This window comes from Pseudomonas sp. Irchel 3A18 (genome assembly GCF_900187465.1).
GTDB lineage: Bacteria > Pseudomonadota > Gammaproteobacteria > Pseudomonadales > Pseudomonadaceae > Aquipseudomonas > Aquipseudomonas cichorii.
Window position 1 is genome coordinate 222,899 of record NZ_FYDI01000007.1, and the last position, 22,093, is coordinate 244,991.

Annotated in this window: 2 protein-coding genes; both read left to right on the forward strand. The window is 62.3% G+C overall.

Going from position 1 to position 22,093, the window contains the following annotated elements; genetic code table 11:
• Positions 1-227: 227 nt before the first annotated feature.
• Positions 228-9,725, forward strand: a complete 9,498-nt coding sequence (locus CKW23_RS16385) for a non-ribosomal peptide synthetase (protein ID WP_025260216.1) — start codon at positions 228-230, stop codon at positions 9,723-9,725.
• Positions 9,722-22,093, forward strand: a 12,372-nt coding sequence (locus tag CKW23_RS16390) for a non-ribosomal peptide synthetase (protein WP_095067974.1), incomplete at its 3' end; no start/stop codon positions are given. The genes CKW23_RS16385 and CKW23_RS16390, both read left to right, overlap by 4 nt.

The window sequence follows — 22,093 nt, forward strand, 5'->3', positions numbered from 1 at the left end:
TAGTGGAAAACCGGGACAGGCGCATTATTGGATATGAACTTTATCTGACAAAGATAATCCCTTCGTTCGGTGACGAGCGGTCGAAACAGCTAACTGCGTGGGCCAGAGCGGCTGTCAAGATTTTTTTGAATGGTGGCTATACGCCATTGTAGGGGTTTTCTAGGACATACAGGTTTGGCAGGGCGGTGCTTGAATCCGCGGCTTAACTGCCTAGAAGGACCTGGACCATGTCAGCCGCCGATGTCTTCCCCCTAACCGCCGCTCAGCGTGATGTCTGGCTCGATCAGATCAGTCGTGGCGATTCTCCCCTCTACAACATCGGCGGCTACCTGAACCTCACCGGTCCCCTGGATCCGGTGACGTATCAGCGCGCTCTTGAACATATGGTTGCATCCCACGAGGGAATGCGCACCGTGTTGCTGCCGGGAGCCTCGGCAGATGGCTTGCCGTTGCAGACCTATGCCGAATCGATGCCTGTGCCGATGCCCTTGCATGATTTGAGCGACCAGCCAGACCCTGTCAGCGTCGCGCACGCGCTGACCCTTGAGTATATGCAGCGCCCCTGCATGCTGGATGGCAGTCCACTGTTCAGGTTCTGCCTTGTGCGCCTGGGGGAAGACCACCACTGGATGATCTGCGTAGTTCATCACCTGATTATCGATGGCTGGGGCTTCGGGCAGATGATCAAGTCCCTGGGCGAGCATTACACCGCACTGACTGAAGGCAGCCGTCTTGATTTCAAAGGCCCGGACTACCGCGACTTCATTCAGGAAGACGCGCGTTACCACGAATCGCCACGCTACGAGCGTGACAAGGCTTACTGGCTGGAGAAGTACAGCAACCTGCCAGAGCCGCTGCTTGTATCGCGCTACCACAACCGCCGTGCAACTGATCCGGCACCGTCCCATACCTGGGTACAGAACTTCCCGGAAGCACTGCACACGCGCATGAAGCAGTTCGCTGAAAGCAACGGTTCTACGGCGTTTCATGTACTGCTGGCAGCCTTGCACGTTTACTTCACCCGTACCGCACAGCGCGAAGACTGGGTGGTCGGCCTGCCATTGCTCAACCGTATCGGTGCGCGTTTCAAGGCGACCATGGGCCACTTCGCTCAGGTCAGTGCGGTGTGCATGACTTTTGACGGGCAACTGAACTTTGGCTCGCTGGTCAAGGAAGTGCGCGACACACTCAAGCGCGACTTCCGTCATCAACGCTTTCCACTGAGCGAGTTGAATCGCAACCTGGGTGTGGCCCGTGAGGAGCGTGGTCAGTTGTTCGAGGTTTCGGTTTCCTACGAGCAGGAAGACCATGAATATCGCTATGGCGAGGCTCAGGCACAGACGGTAAAAGTCTCGAACGGCTACGAAACGACGCCTCTTGCCATCCATTTGCGTACCAACAGCTTCAATGACAACGCCTGGCTGCACCTGGTCTATCACCGCGCCTGGTTTGAGGCCGGGGAGGCTGAGGCTATCGCCTCTCGCCTGTTGCAGGTGCTGGAACAGGCCCTGGAAAATCCGGAGCTGCGGGTCGAGGACTTTGACCTGCTGACGCCTGTCGAGCACCAGCAATTGCAGCGCTGGAATGCGACCGACGCGGCCTCTGCCAGCGAACAACTGATCCACAAGCGCATCGAAAATCAGGCTCAGACTCGCCCGGATGCCGTTGCGGCGGTCCATCAGGGAAAACACCTGACCTACGCCCAGCTCAACCGCAAGGCCAATGGCCTGGCCCAGCGCCTGATCGAACTGGGCGTGCGCCCGGATGATCGTGTTGCGCTGGTTGCCCGTCGTGGCCTGGAAACCCTGGTGGGCATGCTGGCAGTGCTCAAGGCCGGTGCGGCCTATGTGCCGGTTGACCCTGCGCATCCGCGTGAGCGCCTGTCCTACCTGTTGAGCGACAGCCAGCCGGTGGCGGTGCTGACCCAGTCGAATCTGCATGACCGTCTGCCAGAACTGAGCCTGCCGCTGATCGATCTGGACGGTAGCGACTGGGGGCAGGGTGCTCACGCTAACCCGCGGATCGCCAGCCTGAGCAGCGACAATCTGGTCTATGTGATTTACACCTCGGGTTCCACCGGCCAGCCGAAAGGCGTCATGGTGGAGCATCGCACGTTGTCTCATCTGGTCGACTGGCACTGCGAGGCTTTTTCGCTGGGTGCGGGTGGACACGCCTCCAGCCTGGCCGGTTTCGGTTTCGATGCCATGGCCTGGGAAGTCTGGCCGACGCTGTGCTCCGGCGCGACCCTGCATGTCGCACCCACTCAGGAAGGCGGCGAAGACATCGATGCCTTGCTGCAATGGTGGCGCGCCCAGCCTCTGGACGTCAGCTTTCTGCCGACGCCGGTGGCCGAGTACGCTTTCAGCCAGGAAGAAGACCATCCGACCCTGCGTACCCTGCTGATCGGCGGTGATCGCCTGCGTCAGCTCAATCGCGATCCGGGCTTTGCCGTGATCAACAACTATGGCCCGACCGAAACCACGGTGGTTGCGACTTCCGGGCAAGTGCTGGTGGGTGGCGCGCTGCATATCGGCGGCCCGATTGCCAATACCCGCACCTATGTTCTGGATGCGCGGTTACAGCCGGTGCCGGTGGGCGTGACCGGTGAGCTGTATATCGGCGGCGCGGGTGTTGCCCGTGGTTACTTGAACCGTCCGGACCTCACCGAAGAGCGTTTTCTCGCCGATCCGTTCAGTGGCGTTGCCCATGCGCGCATGTACCGCAGCGGTGACCTGGTGCGCTGGAACAGCGATGGCACTCTGGACTATCAGGGCCGCAACGATGACCAGGTGAAGATTCGCGGCATGCGTATCGAACTGGGCGAGATCGAAGCGGTCCTGGCCAGCCAGCCCGGCGTGAAAGATGCCGTGGTGCTGGTGCGCGATCAGCAACTGCTGGCCTGGTTCACCGAAACGTCTGTCGTGGACCCCGAAGCCTTGCGTCAGGCCCTGCGTGCCCGTCTGCCGGGTTACATGGTGCCGCGCGCCTTCACTTATCTGGCAGCCTTGCCGCTGACCAACAACGGCAAACTCGACCGCCGTGCCTTGCCGGACCCGGATCCTGCGTCATTGCTTGGCCAGGCCTATGAAGCGCCGCAAGGTCCAGTTGAGGTCGCCATGGCCGACATCTGGGCGCAGGTGCTGGATGTGGAGCGGGTCGGGCGTCATGACAATTTCTTCGAGCTGGGTGGCCATTCGCTGCTGGCCATCAATCTGGTGGATCGTCTGCGCAAGGCCGGCCTCAAGGCTGATGTGCATGTCTTGCTGGCCCAACCGACCGTAGCAGCCTTGGCGGCTTTTGAAGGCAACGAGGCGCAAACGATTGCTGTACCGGACAACCGTGTGCCGGCAGGTTGCACGCAGATCACCCCAGAGCTGTTGAGCCTGACCGATCTTGACCAGTCGGCTATCGACCGGATTGTCGCCACCGTGCCAGGTGGCGCCGCCAACGTGCAGGAAATCTACCCGCTGGCACCGTTGCAGGAAGGCATTCTTTACCATCACATCACTGCCGAACAGGGCGACCCGTACCTGCTGCAATGGCGCCTGGCTTTCGACAGCCTGGATCGTCTGCAAGCCTGGGCCGGTGCGTTGCAGCAAGTCATTGATCGTCACGATATCCTGCGCACTTCCGTGGTCTGGGAAGGACTGGAAAGCCCGCAGCAGGTGGTCTGGCGCAAAGCCGAGCTGACCGTGCAACCGGTCAGCTTCGATACCCCGGATGCAGGCGCCAGCGTCATCGAACGTCTGCAGCAACAGTTCGACGCCCGTCATCATCGTCTGGAACTGTCCCAGGCACCGCTGATGCGTCTGGTCCATGCCCAGGACCCGGCCAACAACCAGGTCGTGGCGATTCTGTTGTTCCACCATCTGGTGCTGGACAATGCGGCCATGGAAGTGGTCAGCAACGAGATGCAAGCCCTGCTGGCTGGCCAGTTGGTGGATCTGGCGCCACCCGTGCCTTACCGCAACTATGTAGCTCAGGTACGCATCGGCAGTGATGACGCCCGTCACGAAACCTTTTTCAGCGAAATGCTTGGTGACGTCGATGAGCCGACCCTGCCTTTCGGCTTGCAGGACGTGCGCACCGACGGCAGCGGCATCGAAGAGTCCCGTCTGGTACTCGACAATGCTCTTTCCCTGCGCCTGCGTGAGCAGGCTCGCCAGCAGGGTGTCAGCGCCGCCAGCCTGATGCACCTGGCCTGGGCGCGGGTTCTGAGCGTGCTGGCCAACCGTCGCGATGTGGTATTCGGCACTGTGCTGCTGGGTCGCATGCAGAGCGGCGAGGGGGCTGATCGGGCGCTGGGTGTCTTCATCAATACCTTGCCGCTGCGGGTCGATACGACGACTGGCGCGTGCGAAGCCGTGAAGAACGTGCATTCGCGGCTGTCTGCCTTGCTCGCCCATGAACATGCCTCGCTGGTGCTTGCCCAGCGTTGCAGCGGCGTCGCGGCGGGTTCTCCGCTGTTCAGCGCCTTGCTCAACTACCGCCACAGCGCCAATGTGAAGCCGCTTGACGGTGAAGGTGCATGGCAGGGTGTGCGTGTGCTGGGTGGTGATGTGCGCAGCAACTACCCGCTGACCTTGAGCGTCGACGACATGGGTGACAGTTTCGACCTGCATGTGCTGGCACTGGAAGGTATCGGTGCCGAGCGTGTGGTCGGCTGGATGCATAACACTGTGACGCAACTGGTGGAGTCCCTGGAGCAGGGATCGCTGGCGCCGCTCAATAGGGTGTCGATCCTGCAGGCCGAAGAGCGCCGCCAGGTGTTGGTGGACTTCAATGCCAGCGCGCAAGCCTTCCCCCAAGGCCAGACCGTGCATGCACTGGTCGAGGCCCAGGCCTTCCACAGGCCGGACGCGCCTGCCGTGGTGCAGGGCGATGAAGTCTTGAGCTACGCCGAACTCAACCGCCGCGCCAACGGCCTGGCCCATCATCTGATCGGGCTTGGCGTGAAGCCGGACGAGCGGGTCGCCCTGTGCCTGCGCCGCAGCCCCGACCGTCTGGTCGGCCTGCTGGCGATTCTCAAGGCCGGTGCCGCCTATGTGCCGGTTGATCCGGCTTACCCTGCCGATCGCATCAGCTACCTGCTGGAAGACAGCGCGCCGCGAGTGGTATTGGTGGATGCTTCGACCCGGGATCTGGTCGGTGATGTGGCGCAAGTGGATCTGGGCCAGGGCGCCTGGGATCAGGAGTTCCGCAGCAACCCGCAAGTGGCGGGCCTGAGCCACGAAAACCTGGCTTACGTCATCTATACCTCCGGTTCCACCGGGCAACCCAAAGGCGTGATGGTCGAGCACCGCACCCTGAATAACCTGGTTCACTGGCACTGCCAGGCCTTCAACCTGAGCGCCGGCAGCCATACCGCCAGCGTTGCAGGCTTCGGTTTCGACGCCATGGTCTGGGAAATCTGGCCTGCGCTCTGTGTCGGTGCCGTGTTACACCTGCCACCGGCTCATGTGGGCAACGAGCACGTTGATGAACTGCTCGACTGGTGGCTGGAGCAGCCACTTCAGGTGGGCTTCCTGCCGACTCCGGTGGCTGAGCAGGCTTTCCGTCGTCCGCAGCAACACCAGACCCTGCGCACCTTGCTGATCGGCGGCGACCGCCTGCGCCAGTTCGACCGCGATCCGGGCTTTGCCGTGATCAACAACTATGGCCCGACCGAAACCACGGTGGTTGCTACCTCGGGTCAGGTACGGGTGGGCGAGTCGCTGCATATCGGCGGCCCGATCTCCAACACCAGCATTTATGTCCTGGATGAGCAGTTGCAGCCCGTGCCGGTGGGTGTGAGCGGCGAGCTGTACATTGGTGGTTCGGGTGTTGCCCGTGGCTACCTGAACCGACCGGACCTGACCGAAGAACGCTTTATCGCCGACCCGTTCAGCGACGTGGCCCATGCACGCATGTACCGCAGTGGCGACCTGGTGCGCTGGAATGCCAATGGCACCCTGGACTATCTGGGGCGCAACGACGATCAGGTGAAGATTCGCGGCATGCGCATCGAGCTGGGTGAGATCGAAGCGGCTCTTGCTGCTCAGCCAGGCGTGAAAGATGCTGTGGTTCTGGTGCGCGGCGAACGTCTGCTGGCATGGTTCACCGAAACCTCGCCCGTGGAGACGGACGCACTGCGCCAAGCCTTGCAGGCCAGTCTGCCGGGCTACATGGTGCCGCTGGCCTTTATCCGTCTGGAAGCCTTGCCGCTGACCAGCCACGGCAAGCTCGACCGCCGTGCTCTGCCAGACCCGGATCAGTCCGATCTGGCCGCTCAGGTCTACGAAGCGCCGCAAGGCGAAGTGGAAGTCGCCATTGCCGAACTCTGGGCCCAGGTGCTGGGGCTGGACCGGGTAGGGCGCCACGATAACTTCTTTGAATTGGGCGGTCACTCGTTGCTGGCGGTCAGCCTGGTGGAGCGCATGCGCAACGCCGGTCTGAGTGCCGATGTGCGCGTATTGCTGGGCCAGCCGACGGTGGCGGCACTGGCCGCTTCGGTTGGCAATGGTCGCGAAATCACGGTACCGGCCAACCTCGTACCGGCAGGCGCCACACGAATCACGCCGGACATGCTGAGTCTGTCGCATCTCGACCAGCCGACCATCGACCGAATTGTCGAAACCGTCCCCGGCGGTGCTGCCAACGTGCAGGAAATCTACCCGCTGGCGCCGTTGCAGGAAGGCATTCTCTATCACTACCTGACCGCCGATCAGGGCGATCCGTACCTGCTGCAGTTGCGCATCAGCTTTGACAGCCTGGAGCGTCTGCACACGGTTGCCGATGGCCTGCGCAAGGTCATTGCCCGTCACGACAGCCTGCGTACCGCGATTGTCTGGGAAGGACTGGAGGTTCCGCAGCAGGTGGTCTGGCGTCATGCCGAGCTGCCGGTGGACGAAGTGCCTCTGGCGCAGATCGAAACCCAGGACAGTTCGGCACGGATCGATCTCAGCCAGGCGCCGCTGATCCGTCTGGTCTACAGCCATGATCCGGCCAGCTCGCGTTTGCAGGCCACGCTGCTGTTCCATCACATCGTGGTCGATGCCACGGCCTTGCAAGTGATGCGCGAGGAAATTCTTGCTCACCTGCGCGGCGAGCCACAACCCGTCGAGCCTTCGGTGCCTTACCGCAACTATGTGGCCCAGGCGCGCCTGGGTGTCAGCGAAGCGGAGCACGAAGCGTATTTCCGCGGGCAACTGGGCGATATCGACGAGCCGACCCTGCCGTTCGGCCTGCACGATGTTCAGGGTGATGGCAGCTCCATTGAAGAAGCTCAACAGACACTGCCCGATGATCTGACCCTGCGCCTGCGCAATCAGGCCCGGCAGATGGGCGTCAGCGTCGCCAGCCTGTTTCACCTGGCCTGGGGCCGGGTGCTGGCCAGCGCAACCGGCAAGGACCGTGTGGTGTTCGGCACGGTATTGCTCGGTCGCCTGCAAGGCGGCGCCGGTGCCGACCGTGGCATGGGCATGTTCATCAACACCTTGCCGCTGCGCATTGATCTGGCCGATATCGGCGTGCGTGAAGGGGCACGTGACACTCACGCTCGCCTCGCGGCGCTGCTGGGTCACGAACATGCTTCCCTGGCTCAGGCCCAGCGCTGGAGCGGTGTTGCTGCGCCATTGCCGCTGTTCAGCGCGATTCTCAACTACCGTCACAGCGCCGGTCAGGCAAAGCAGGATGCCCAGCGCGAAGCGTGGCGCGGCCTGGAAGTCCTGGCCAGCGAGAAAAACACCAACTACCCGTTGAGCCTCAACGTCGACGACCTGGGCGACAGCCTGCGTCTGTCGGTCACTGTCACGCCTGACGTGGGTGCCCGCCGTATCTGCGGCTATGTGCAACAGGCATTGACCGGCGTGGTCGAGGCCCTTGAGTCCCAGCCCGATCTGCCGTTGCAACACCTGTCGGTGCTGGACGCCGAAGAACGTCAGCGTCTGGTGGTCGACTTCAACCAGACCGAGGTCGATTACGATCTGGAGCACACCCTTCACGGTCTGTTCGAGAGTCAGGCTGCCCGCAAACCACAGGCCGTGGCGCTGCGTGGCGAAGGCGTACAACTGAGCTATCAGGCCCTTAACGAACAGGCCAATCGCCTGGCCCATCACCTGATCGGTCTGGGTGTGAAAACCGATGATCGGGTCGCGATCTGTGTCGAACGTGGCGTGTCCATGGTGGTTGGTCTGCTGGCCATCCTCAAGACCGGTGCCGCCTATGTGCCGCTGGACCCGAGCTATCCGCGTGAACGCATTCACTACATGCTTGAAGACAGCGCGCCGGCCGTGGTGCTGGTCCAGACTGCCACCCGCAAGCTGCTGGACGAAGAGCGCACGTTGCGTGTCGACCTCGACAACAACATCTGGGGCGCCCAGAGCATCGACAATCCGCAAATCGTCGGCATGAACCCGGACCACCTGGCCTATGTGATCTACACCTCCGGTTCCACCGGTACGCCGAAGGGCGTGATGGTCGAGCACCGTAGCGTGGGCAACCTGGTTCACTGGAGTTCGCAGGTTATTCCGTTGAAACCGGAAACTGCGCTGCTGCACAAGACGCCCATCAGCTTCGATGCCTCGGTATGGGAACTGTTCTGGCCACTGTGCGCTGGCTTGCCGCTGGTGCTGGCGCGTCCTGATGGCCATCGCGATCCGGCTTACCTGATGCGCTTGATCCGCGATCAGAAGGCCAGCGTAGTGCAGTTCGTACCGGCCTTGCTTCAGCAGTTCCTCGAACTGGAAGAAATCAGCCAGTGCACTTCACTGACCGACATCGTCTGCGGCGGTGGTGAACTGACCATCGCTCTGGCCGAGCGTGTACGCCAACGCCTGCCGTGGGCGCGTCTGCACAACGTCTATGGCCCGACCGAAACCACGGTGGATTCCAGCGCCTGGACTCTTGAGCCACACGAGCCTGTACCGGACAGCGCCTTGCCTATCGGGCGACCGATCAGCAACACCCGCATGTATGTGCTGGACGAGTACGACCAACTGGTGCCTCAGGGCGTCATCGGTCAGTTGCACATCGGTGGCTCAGGCGTCACCCGTGGTTATCTGAACCTGCCGCAATTCCAGGCCGAGCGTTTCATCGACAGCCCGTTCGTGGCTGGCGACCGTCTGTATCGCACTGGCGACCTGGTCGCTCAGCGTGCGGACGGCAACCTCGACTTCCTGGGCCGTAACGACGATCAGGTCAAGCTGTATGGCCTGCGTATCGAGCTGGGTGAAATCCAGGCGTGCCTGACCCGTTATCCGGGTATCCAGCAGGCCGTGGTGCTGGCTCGCGACGAACAACCGGGTGGCCAGCGACTGGTGGCTTACTACACCGGCACGCTGCTGCCGCTCGAAACCCTGCGTGAAGTGCTGCGGGCGCAACTGCCGGATTACATGGTGCCTGCGCTGTATGTGCATCTTGATGAGTTCCCCCTGACCCCCAACGGCAAGGTGGACCAGAAGGCTCTGCCTGCGCCGGGTGCAGACGCGGTATTGACCCGTCCTTACGAAGCACCGGAGGGCGAGACGGAAGTCCTGCTGGCCGAACTCTGGGCCGAACTGCTCGGCGTCGAGCGAGTGGGGCGACACGACAACTTCTTTGAACTGGGCGGTCACTCGCTCCTGGCGGTCAGTCTGACCGCGCGTCTGAGGCAGGAAGGCATTGAAGCCGATGTCCGGGCGTTGTTCGAACAACCTACGCTGGCCGGCTATGCAGCCATCACAGAGAGCATGGAGATTATCCTGTGAGCATCAACGAACTCTTGGCGACACTGAAGGCCAATGACATCAATCTGTCGGTCAAGGATGGGCAACTGGTGGTGCAGGGTAATCGCCGTGCACTGACCGACAAGGGCCTGGTGGAACACCTGCGCGAGCACAAGCCGGCATTGATCGAGCTGATCGAACAGGGCGAGTATCTGGCAACCAAACGTGGTGCTCCGACCTTGCCGGAAAACGGCATTCCAGCTGGCTGCACACGCATCACGCCTGAAATGCTGACCCTGGTGTCACTGGATCAGGAAGCTATCGACAGCCTGGTCGCGCATGTCCCCGGCGGCGCGGCCAATGTGCAGGACATCTACCCGCTGGCGCCCTTGCAGCAGGGCATTCTTTATCACCACGTTACCGCCAGTCATGGCGATCCTTATGTGATGCACGTGGAGTTCGCCTTTGCCGACCGCGCTCGTCTGGACGCATTCGCTCTGGCGCTGCAAACAGTGATCGAACGGCACGACATCCTTCGTACGTCGGTACATTGGGACGGGCTGGAAACCCCGGTCCAGGTTGTCTGGCGCAGTGCTCAACTCAAGGTCGGTGCCTTGTCGGCGCAAGCTCAGACCCTCATGGATCTCGGCCAGGCACCGCTGATTCGTCTGGTCTACGACGAGGCCGACCACGCCCTGGGCGTGAAGGCCGCTTTGCAGTTCCACCATATCGCCATGGACCACAGCGCCCTGGAAGTGGTGCGCCATGAAATTCAGGCTTGCCTGAGTGGGCAGGCCGGCCTGCTGGGTACTCCGGTTCCGTTCCGCAACTACGTTGGGCAGGCCCTGTTGGGCGTCAGCGAGAAAGAACACGAAACGTTTTTCCGCGAAATGCTGGGCGACCTCGATGAACCGACCCTTGCCTACGACCTGCAGGACCTCAGCGGTGATGGCGGCGACATCACCGAATACACCCTGTCTCTGGACCTCGAACTCTGCCGCCGCCTGCGTAATCAGGCGCGGACCCTCGGCATCAGCGTCGCCAGCCTGTTCCACCTGGGCTGGGCGCGAGTGCTGTCAGGCCTGACCGGCCGCCAGCGCGTGGTGTTCGGCACCGTACTCATGGGGCGTCTGCTGGGCGCCGAGGCGACCGAACGTGCTTTGGGTATCTTCATCAACACCTTGCCGATCCGTATCAATCTGGATGCGCAGGACGTTCGCACAGCAGTCAAGGCCACCCATCAGCGCCTGACCACCCTGATGCGCCACGAACATGCGCCGCTGGCTCTGGCCCAGCGTTGCAGCGGTGTGGCCGCACCGACGCCACTGTTCAACGCCTTGCTCAACTACCGCCACAGCTCTGCCCAGACCACAGGTGAAACCTGGCAGGGCATCGAAGTGCTGCACGCCGAAGAACGCAGCAACTACCCGCTGGTGGTGAGCGTCGACGATCTGGGCGACGCCTTCAGCTTTACCGCACAAACCACAGACGGCATCGACCCGCAGCGCACCTGTGCCTATTTTGAACGAGCCATGGAGCATTTGCTGGAGGCACTGGAACAAGCGCCACAGACGCCGGTGGATCGCGTAGACATCCTGCCTGCCGATGAGCGCAAGCGGCTGCTGGAAAGCTTCAATGCCTACCATCTCGATCAGGAAACCGTGCTGACCATCCATCAGCGCATCGAACGTCAGGCCCTCGACCAGCCGGACGCCATCGCCTCGCAAGTGGGCGATCAGCACCTGAGCTACAGCGAACTGAATAGCAAGGCCAATGCCTTGGCCCATCACCTGATCAGCCTGGGCGTGCGCCCGGATGATCGTGTGGCCGTGGTCGCTCGTCGTGGTCTGGAAACACTGGTCGGTTTGCTGGCCGTGCTCAAGGCGGGCGCGGGTTATGTGCCGGTGGACCCGGCTCATCCGGATGAGCGTATCGCTTATCTGTTGAGCGATAGCGCACCGGTGGCCGTATTGACTCAGCAAGCGTTGCTGGCCGGTCTGCCGCCATTGTCGGTGCCGGTGATTGCCTTGGATCGTCAGGATTGGTCCGATCATCAGGACAATCCACTGGTACACGGTCTGAGCGCCGCCAATCTGGCCTACGTGATCTACACCTCCGGTTCCACCGGCCAGCCAAAAGGCGTGATGGTCGAGCACCGCACCCTGAGCAATCTGGTTCACTGGCATTGCGAAGCCTTTGATCTGCACGCAGGCAGCCATACCGCCAGTGTTGCCGGTTTTGGCTTCGATGCCATGGCCTGGGAAGTCTGGCCGGCGCTGTGTGCCGGCGCGACCTTGCATGTGCCGCCTGCGGATGTCAGCAATGAACAGCTGGATTCGCTGCTGGACTGGTGGCTGGCGCAGCCGCTGCAGGTGTCCTTCCTGTCGACCCCTGTTGCCGAATACGCCTTCAGCCGCGATTTGCGTCACCCGACGCTGCGCACCTTGCTGATCGGTGGCGACCGCCTGCGTCAGTTCCACCGTGATCCGGGCTTTGCCGTGATCAACAACTACGGCCCGACTGAAGCCACCGTTGTGGCCACCTCGGGTCAGCTGTTTCCCGATGGCAGCCTGGATATCGGCAAGCCAATTGCCAACACCCAGGTTTACCTGCTGGACGAACATCAGCAACTGGTGCCGTTTGGCGTGGCGGGTGAACTGTATGTGGCAGGCGATGGCGTAGCCCGTGGCTACCTCAACCGTCCTGAAATGACCGCCGAGCGTTTCCTCGACGATCCATTCAGCGAGCAGCCGGGTGCGCGTATGTACCGCACGGGTGACCTGGCGCGCTGGAATGCCGATGGCACGCTGGAGTACCTGGGTCGTAATGACGATCAGGTGAAGATCCGTGGCGTACGTATCGAACTGGGTGAAATCGAAAGCCAGTTGGGTCAGTTGCCGGGTATCGAAGAGGCGTTGGTACTGGCTCGTGAAGACGAACCGGGCCAGCCACGGCTGGTGGGTTATTTCACCGAGCGGGCCGATAGCACGCCGCTGGTGGTGAATGACTTGCGTGCGGCCTTGCTGGAGCAGTTGCCAGCCTACATGGTGCCCAGCGCGCTGGTGCGTCTTGACGCCTGGCCGCTGACGGCCAACGGCAAGGTCGACCGCCGCGCCTTGCCTGTCCCTGATCGCGATGCGCTGTTCACCGGCGAGTATCAGGCGCCGGAAGGCGAGCTGGAAATCGCTCTGGCACAGATCTGGAGCGAATTGCTGCAAGTCGAGCGAGTAGGGCGTCATGACCGTTTCTTTGAGCTGGGCGGTCACTCCCTGCTGGCGATGCGGATGGTTTCTCAGGTGCGTCAGCGCCTGTCGCTGGAGTTGTCGTTGGGCGACCTGTTCGCCGACAGCGCCCTGGCTGCCGTGGCGCAATGCCTGGGCAATGCCGGCAAGAATGAGCTTCCACCCATCGAAGTGCTGCCGCGCAGCGGGGCGGTTCCACTGTCTTTCGCCCAGCAGCGGATCTGGTTCCTGGCGCAGATGGAAGACGCCAACAGCGCCTACAACATTCCACTGGGCCTGCAACTGACTGGCCAACTGGACACCCGCGCATTGAGGCGCGCACTGGAACGCATTGTTGCGCGTCACGACAGCCTGCGCAGCCGTTTCACTCAGGAAGACGGAGAAGCCTCGGTACAGGCCGCACCCGAAAACGTGGTTCCGGAGCTGACCTGGCAGGACTTGCGCGATCAGGACGAGCAGGCCTTGCAGGCCGTGGTCAAGGAGGAAGCCGAACAGGCTTTCGACCTGAACCATGAATTGCCGATCCGGGGTCGTCTGCTGTGCCTGGCCGAAGATCGTCATGTGCTGTTGCTGACCGTGCACCACATTGTTGCTGACGGCTGGTCCCTGGGTGTTCTGACCCGCGAACTCACCGCGCTGTACAAGGCATTCAGCCAGGGCCTCGATGACCCGCTGCCGCCACTGGCCTTGCAATACGCCGACTACGCCGTCTGGCAGCGCAACTGGCTGGACAGCGAAAGGCTGAGCAGCCAGGGCGATTACTGGCATCAGGCGCTTTCCGGCGCGCCAGTCTTGCTGACCCTGCCGACCGACCGGCCTCGTCCGGACCGTCAGGACTACAGCGGCGTCAGTCTTCCTGTGCGTTTCGATGCGCGCCTGAGCACCGAAATCAAAGCTTTATGCCAGCGCCATGGCGTGACGCCGTTCATGCTGTTCATGGGTGCCTGGTCCGTGTTGCTGGCGCGTCTGTCCGGTCAGGACGAAGTGGTCGTGGGTACGCCGGTGGCCAACCGTCGTCGTGCCGAGGTCGAAGGGCTGATCGGCCTGTTCGTGAACACCCTGGCCGTGCGTGTCGATACTTCGGGCGAGCCGGATGTCACTGAACTGCTGGCTCGCATCAAGACTCGCGTGCTGGAAGCTCAGGAACATCAGGACCTGCCATTCGAGCAGGTTGTCGAGCGCTTGCGGCCACCACGCAGCCTGGCCCATAGCCCGCTGTTCCAGACCTCCCTGGCCTGGGACGGCAGTCAGGGGCTGGAACTGCATCTGGGCGATCTGCGCCTGGAGCCGCTGGGCGATCAACCGACTTTTGCCAAGTTCGACTTGACCCTGAGCATGGGCGAAACCGACGAAGGTTTTGCCGGCGCCCTGGATTACGCAACTGCATTGTTCGATGCAGCCACTGCCGAGCGTTATGTGTCTTACCTGGAGCCTTTGCTGTGGAGCATGGTCGGCAGCGATCAGGCCGTTCCGGCACAGGCCGAACTGCTCAAACCCCAGGAGCGTCAGCGTTTGCTGGTGGATCTCAACGCCAGTGAGCAGGATTTCGTACTCGATCAGCCTGTGCAGGCGCTGTTCGAGGCTCAAGTCGCAAGTACACCGGATGCCGTGGCCCTGGAAAGCGAAGGCGTTCGTCTGAGCTATCGCCAGCTCAACGAGGCCGCCAACCGTCTGGCCCATCACCTGATCGGTCAAGGCGTACAGGCTGACAGCCGGGTTGCAGTCTGCCTGGAACGTGGCCCGAACCTGCTTATCGGTCTGCTGGCCGTGCTCAAGGCCGGTGGTGCCTACGTGCCACTGGATCCGGGCTACCCGACCGAGCGCCTGGCCTACATGCTGGCCGACAGTGGGGCCCTGACCTTGCTGGCGGATGCCGCGACTCAGGAGCGTTTTGCCGATAACACTCTGCAACTGGTGAACCTGGATGCCAGTACCTGGGCAGCGCAATCCGCTGAAAACCCGGTGGTGCCAGGCCTGAACGCCGACCATCTGGCGTACGTGATCTACACCTCCGGCTCCACCGGCACGCCGAAAGGTGTGATGGTCGAGCACCGTGGCCTGTGCAACCTGGTGCAATGGAGTTCGCAGTTGATTCTGCCAACCCCTGAAGGCGCCTTGCTGCACAAGACGCCTGTCAGTTTCGATGCGTCGGTATGGGAACTGTTCTGGCCGCTGTGCGCCGGTCTGCGTCTGGTACTGGCGCGTCCGGACGGGCATCGTGATCCGGCCTATCTGGCGCAGTTGATCATCGAGCGGCAGGTCAGCGTGGTGCAATTCGTACCGGCCTTGCTGCAACAGTTCCTGGAACTGGAAGAAAGCAGCCAGTGCAACTCTCTGACCGATATCGTCTGCGGTGGTGGCGAACTGACCGAGGCGCTGGCCCGACAGGTGCGTCAGCGCATGCCTGGCGTGCGCCTGCATAACGTCTATGGCCCGACCGAAACCACGGTGGATTGCAGCGTCTGGACCCTGGAGCCTCAGGACTCCGTGCCAGACAGCGCATTGCCTATCGGCCGCCCGATCAGCAATACCCGCCTGTATGTACTGGATGCCTGTGACCAGCCCGTGCCTCAAGGTGTGGTGGGCCAGTTGCACATCGGCGGTGCCGGTGTCGCTCGTGGCTACCTGAACTTGCCGCACATGCAGGCCGAGCGTTTCATCGACAGCCCGTTCGTTGCAGGTGACCGCCTGTACCGCAGTGGCGACCTGGTGCGTCAGCGTGCAGACGGCACTCTGGAGTTCCTGGGGCGTAATGACTTCCAGGTGAAGTTGCATGGCCTTCGTATCGAACTGGGCGAGATCGAGGCACGACTGGCCACCCATCCGGCCATTCGTGAAGCGGCAGTCCTGCTGCATAACGAACGTCTGGTGGCCTGGTTCAGTTGCCATGAAGGCCAGGAAACCCCGGGCATCGAAGCCCTGCGCGAATACGTGCTGGCCGGGTTGCCGGACTACATGGTGCCTTCGGCCTATGTCGCGCTGGCTACCTTGCCCCTGAGCCCCAACGGCAAGCTCGACCGTGCCGCCTTGCCGGAGCCGGGCGCACAGGCCGTGCTGAGCCGCAACTACGAAGCGCCTCAAGGCGAGACAGAAACACAGCTGGCTGCACTTTGGGCCGAGCTGCTGCATGTAGAAACAGTCGGTCGTCAGGACAACTTCTTCGAGCTGGGCGGGCATTCGTTGCTGGCCGTGACCCTGATTGCCCGGATGCGCCGCTTGGGCATGACCGCGGATATCCGCGTGTTGTTTGCCCAGCCGACTCTGGCTGCTCTGGCCAACTCCGCCGACAACAGCATCGGCAGCGAACTGCAAGTGCCAGCCAACCGGATTGGCGCAGATTGCCAGCACATCACCCCGGACCTGCTGCCTCTGGTAGCGCTGGAACAGGACGCTATCGACCGTATCGTCGCCAGCGTTCCCGGTGGTGCAGCCAACGTGCAGGACATCTATCCGCTGGGGCCGTTGCAGGCGGGGATTCTTTACCATCACCTGGCTGCAGGCGACAACGATCCGTATTTGCTGCAACCGCAGTTCGCCTTTGCTGACGAATCACGCCTCGAAGCGTTCAGCCACGCATTGCAGCGGGTCATCGAGCGTAACGACATCCTGCGTACCGCGCTGCTCTGGGAAGGTTTACAGGCACCGGTACAAGTGGTCTGGCGTGAGGCTCGTCTGAAAGTCGACGAGATTCCGCTGCAAGACCTGGCCAGCGCGCCACGCATGGACCTGACCCAGGCTCCGCTGCTGCATCTGGTGCATGCCCGTGATCCGGTCACCCAGCGGATTTCCGCTGTGCTGCGCTTCCATCACGTGGTCATGGACCACGTGGCCCTTGAGGTGCTGGGCCACGAGTTGCAGGCCATGCTCCTCAATGAAGAAGCACAGCTGGCGGCACCGGTGCCGTATCGCAACTATGTCGCTCAGGTCCTGCAAGGCCCGGGCGATGAAGCCCATGAAACCTTCTTCCGCGAACAGCTGGGCGATATCGACGAGCCGACCCTGCCTTACGGCCTGCCCGTGGCGGCTGGCGAGGGTGAACTGAGCGAAGCGCGACTGCCGCTGGATGTCGCCTTGTGCGGCAAGGTTCGCGAGCAAGCCCGGCAACTGGGTGTCAGCGCCGCAAGCCTGATGCACCTGGCCTGGGCTCAAGTGTTGGGCCAGTTGTCCGGCCGCGACAGCGTGGTGTTTGGCACGGTATTGCTCGGACGTCTGCAAGGTGGCGAAGGTGTGGAGCGTGCTCTTGGCGTGTTCATCAACACCTTGCCGCTGCGCATCGATCTGGGCGACCAGCCGGTACGTGACGCGGTACTCGACACCCATCGCCGCCTGACCGGCCTGCTTGCCCACGAGCATGCACAACTGGCCCTTGCCCAGCGTTGCAGTGCCTTGCCGGCTGGCGCGCCGTTGTTCAGCACGCTGCTCAATTACCGCCACAGCGCGGCACCTCAGGCCAGGGACGAGGCGGCCAGTACTGCCTGGCAAGGCATCGACGTGCTGAATGCCGAAGAGCGCAGCAACTATCCGTTGACCCTGAGCATCGACGATCTGGGCGAAACCTTCAGCCTGACCGCTCAGGCGGCACAAGGCATCGATGCCCAGCGAGTCTGCGGTTACCTACAGGAAGCCGTGGCCAATCTGGTCGAGGCGCTGGAGCAGCAGCCTGAAAACGGCCTGCAGCAGTTGTCGGTGCTGCCAGCGGCAGAGCGTCAGCGCCTGCTGGTGGGTTTCAATATCACCCGTCGCGATTACCCTCGCGAATTGCCGGTGCATCGCCTGTTCGAGCAGCGCGCAGCCGCGCATCCTCAGGCCGTGGCCACCGTGCATGGCAGTCTCTCGCTGAGCTATGGCGAACTGAACGAACGCGCCAACCGTCTGGCTCATTACCTGATCGGTCAGGGCGTCAAGCCCAACGATCACGTGGCCATCCTGCTGCCGCGTTCCATTGACATGCTGGTCGGCCAACTGGCCATCGGCAAGTGCGCAGCAACCTATGTGCCGCTGGACATCAATGCACCCGCCGAGCGTCAGGTCTACATGATCGAAGACTGCAAGGCTGTGTTCGTGCTGGCTCAGCGTGCTGCGTCGATTGACTCTGCCACCCCGCGCATCGACCTGGACCAGTTGGTTCTGGACGATCAGCCGGCCCATGATCCGGCTCTGGTGCAGAACTCCAACAGCGTGGCGTACGTCATGTACACCTCCGGTTCCACCGGCGCACCGAAAGGCGTGTGCGTGCTGCATCGCGGCATTGCCCGTCTGGTGCTGAACAATGGCTTTGCCGACTTCAACGAACAGGACCGTGTTGCCTTCGCTTCCAACCCTGCGTTCGATGCCAGCACCATGGAAGTCTGGGGCGCTTTGCTCAACGGCGGGCAACTGCTGATCATCGACCACCAGACCCTGATCGACCCGGCGCGCCTCAGCGATGCCTTGCGCACTGTCAGCGTGCTGTTCCTCACCACCGCGCTGTTCAACCAGTACGTGCAACTGATCCCCGAAGCACTCAAGGGCCTGCGCTACCTGATGTCCGGCGGCGAGCGTGCCGATCCGGCCAGCTTCCGCGCCATGCTGGAACATGGGCCGGGCCCGCGTCTTGTAAACGGCTATGGCCCGACCGAAACCACCACCTTTGCCACCACCAACGAAGTGCGTGAAGTGGCTGAAGGTGCCGAGTCGGTATCGATTGGCCGACCTATCGGCAATACCAGCATCTATGTGCTGGATGCCCATCAGCGTCTGGTGCCGCAGGGTGTTATCGGCGAGCTGTACATTGGCGGCGATGGCGTGGCGCAGGGTTATCTGAACCGTCCGGACCTGACTGCCGAGAAATTCCTCACCGACCCGTTCAGCGATGAGCCAGGTGCCACGATGTACCGAACCGGCGACCTGGGTCGCTGGCTGGAAGATGGCCAGCTGGAATGCCTGGGCCGTAACGACGATCAGGTCAAGATCCGCGGTTTCCGCATCGAACTGGGCGAAATCGTCAGCCGTCTCCACGAGCTGCCGAGTGTCCGCGATGCCGTGGTGCTGGCCCGGGAAGACGAGCCGGGGCGCGTGCGCCTGGTGGCCTACTTCACCCAGCATCAGGACGCCGAAGCCCTCACGTCCGAGCAGATGCGTACGGCCTTGCAGGCCAACCTGCCGGAATACATGGTGCCAGCGGCGTTCGTCGAGCTGGAAACCCTGCCTCTGACCGCCAACGGCAAGCTCGACAGCCGTGCCTTGCCTAAGCCGGATCGCTCGGCGCTGTTCGGCATGACCTATGAAGCGCCACAAGGCGAGGTCGAAATCGCTCTGGCACAGATCTGGGCCGAAGTGCTGCAGGTCGAGCAGGTGGGTCGCCACGATCACTTCTTCGATCTGGGCGGGCATTCCCTGCTGGCCATGCGCATGGTTTCTCAGGTTCGCCAGCAACTGGGTGTCGAGTTGCCGCTGGGTGAACTCTTTGCCCTGGGCGAACTGGCCGCTGTGGCTGCCGCCGTTTCCGGTATCGAACGTACCGAACAGGCGCAGATTCTGCCGGCCTCTCGCGACCAGTCGTTGCCGTTGTCCTTCGCCCAGCAGCGCCTGTGGTTCCTGGCGCAGATGGAAGGTGGCAACGAGGCGTACAACATCCCGATGGCCTTGAGCCTGCAGGGCGCACTTGATGTGCCTGCGCTGTCCCGTGCCCTGGCTCGTATCATCGAGCGTCACGAAACCCTGCGCAGCCGCTTTGTCGCCCTTGAAGACGGTGCAGAAGTGCTGTTTGCGCCGGTGTCCGATGAAGTCGTGCTGCCGGTGGAAGACCTGCGCCATAACCCTGAAGCCCTGGCTGAACGGGTTCGCACAGAAGCTGCGGCACCTTTCGACTTGACCCACGGGCCGGTGATTCGTGGCCGCCTGCTGCAAGTGGCCGACGATAATCACGTGTTGCTGCTGACTGTGCATCATATCGTCGCGGACGGTTGGTCCATGGGCGTGCTGACCCACGAACTGCTGGCTCTGTACCCGGCCTTGCGTGTGGGTGAGGCTGATCCTTTGCCGGCACTGGCGATCCAGTACGCCGACTATGCCGTCTGGCAGCGTCAATGGCTGACGGGCGAGCGTCTGCAACAGCAGTCCACCTACTGGCGTGAAGCACTGGGCGGCGCACCGACGCTGCTGATGCTGCCCACCGACCGGCCACGTCCGGCTCAGCAGGACTTCGCGGGCGGTAGCCTGGCGGTACACCTGAATGCAAATCTGAGCAGCGGTCTGCGGGCCTTGGCCCAACGTCAGGGCGTGACACTGTACATGACGCTGATGACGGCCTGGGCGACGCTGCTGGCGCGCCTGTCCGGACAGAACGATGTGGTGATCGGCAGCCCGATGGCAGGCCGTGGTCGCACCGAACTGGAAGGGCTGGTCGGCCTGTTCGTCAACACCCTGGCCGTGCGCATCGATACCTCGGGCGCTCCAACCGGAAAATCCTTGCTGGCACAGGTCAAGAAACGTGTTCTGGAAGCCCAGGACCATCAGGACCTGCCATTCGAGCAGGTGGTGGAGATCGTACGGCCGGAACGCAGCCTGGCTCACGCGCCACTGTTCCAGACCACCTTGAACTGGCTGGCAGGCGAAGGTTCGGTTCCGGCAATGGACGGGCTGATCGTCTCGCCGGTCGAGCAGGCCAGTCAGGTGTCCAAGTTCGACCTGTCGCTGAACCTGGGCGAGCAGGGCGAAACACTGGTCGGTACGCTGGACTACGCGCTGGCGTTGTTCGACGAAGCCACCGTGGGTCGTTACGTTCATTACTTCGAGCAACTGTTGCAAGCCCTGGTGGCCAACGAACAGACGGTGCTGGATCAAGTCACGCTGGTGGGCGAGCAAGAGCGTCAGTACCTGCTGGAGGCACTCAACGCTACAGGTCTGGAAATCCCGCAAGGTCAAACCATCCATGGTTTGATCGAGGCGCAGGCTGTTCAACGACCTGATGCCATCGCCTCGCAAGTGGGCGATCAGCACCTGAGCTACAGCGAACTGAATAGCAAGGCCAATGCCCTGGCCCATCACCTGATCAGCCTGGGCGTGCGCCCGGATGATCGTGTGGCCGTGGTCGCTCGTCGTGGGCTGGAAACCCTGGTCGGTTTGCTGGCCGTGCTCAAGGCGGGCGCGGGTTATGTGCCGGTGGACCCGGCGCATCCGGATGAGCGTATCGCTTATCTGTTGAGCGATAGCGCACCGGTGGCCGTATTGACTCAGCAAGCGCTGCTGGCCGGTCTGCCGCCATTGTCGGTGCCGGTGATTGCCTTGGATCGTCAGGATTGGGCCGATCATCAGGACAATCCACTGGTACACGGTCTGAGCGCCGCCAATCTGGCCTACGTGATCTACACCTCCGGTTCCACCGGCCAGCCAAAAGGCGTGATGGTCGAGCACCGCACCCTGAGCAATCTGGTTCACTGGCATTGCGAAGCCTTTGATCTGCACGCAGGCAGCCATACCGCCAGTGTTGCCGGTTTTGGCTTCGATGCCATGGCCTGGGAAGTCTGGCCGGCGCTGTGTGCCGGCGCGACCTTGCATGTGCCGCCTGCGGATGTCAGCAATGAACAGCTGGATTCGCTGCTGGACTGGTGGCTGGCGCAGCCGCTGCAGGTGTCCTTCCTGTCGACTCCTGTTGCCGAATACGCATTCAGCCGCGATTTGCGTCACCCGACGCTGCGCACCTTGCTGATCGGTGGCGACCGCCTGCGTCAGTTCCACCGTGATCCGGGCTTTGCCGTGATCAACAACTACGGCCCGACTGAAGCCACCGTTGTGGCCACCTCGGGTCAGCTGTTTCCCGATGGCAGCCTGGATATCGGCAAGCCAATTGCCAACACCCAGGTTTACCTGCTGGACGAACATCAGCAACTGGTGCCGTTTGGCGTGGCGGGTGAACTGTATGTGGCAGGCGATGGCGTAGCCCGTGGCTACCTCAACCGTCCTGAAATGACCGCCGAGCGTTTCCTCGACGATCCATTCAGCGAGCAGCCGGGTGCGCGTATGTACCGCACGGGTGACCTGGCGCGCTGGAATGCCGATGGCACGCTGGAGTACCTGGGTCGTAATGACGATCAGGTGAAGATCCGTGGCGTACGTATCGAACTGGGTGAAATCGAAAGCCAGTTGGGTCAGTTGCCGGGTATCGAAGAGGCGTTGGTACTGGCTCGC

Excerpts from the sequence above, each read along its gene's own strand:
- CKW23_RS16385 (WP_025260216.1), top strand. The coding sequence starts at position 228 with ATGTCAGCCGCCGATGTCTTCCCCCTAACCGCCGCTCAGCGTGATGTC.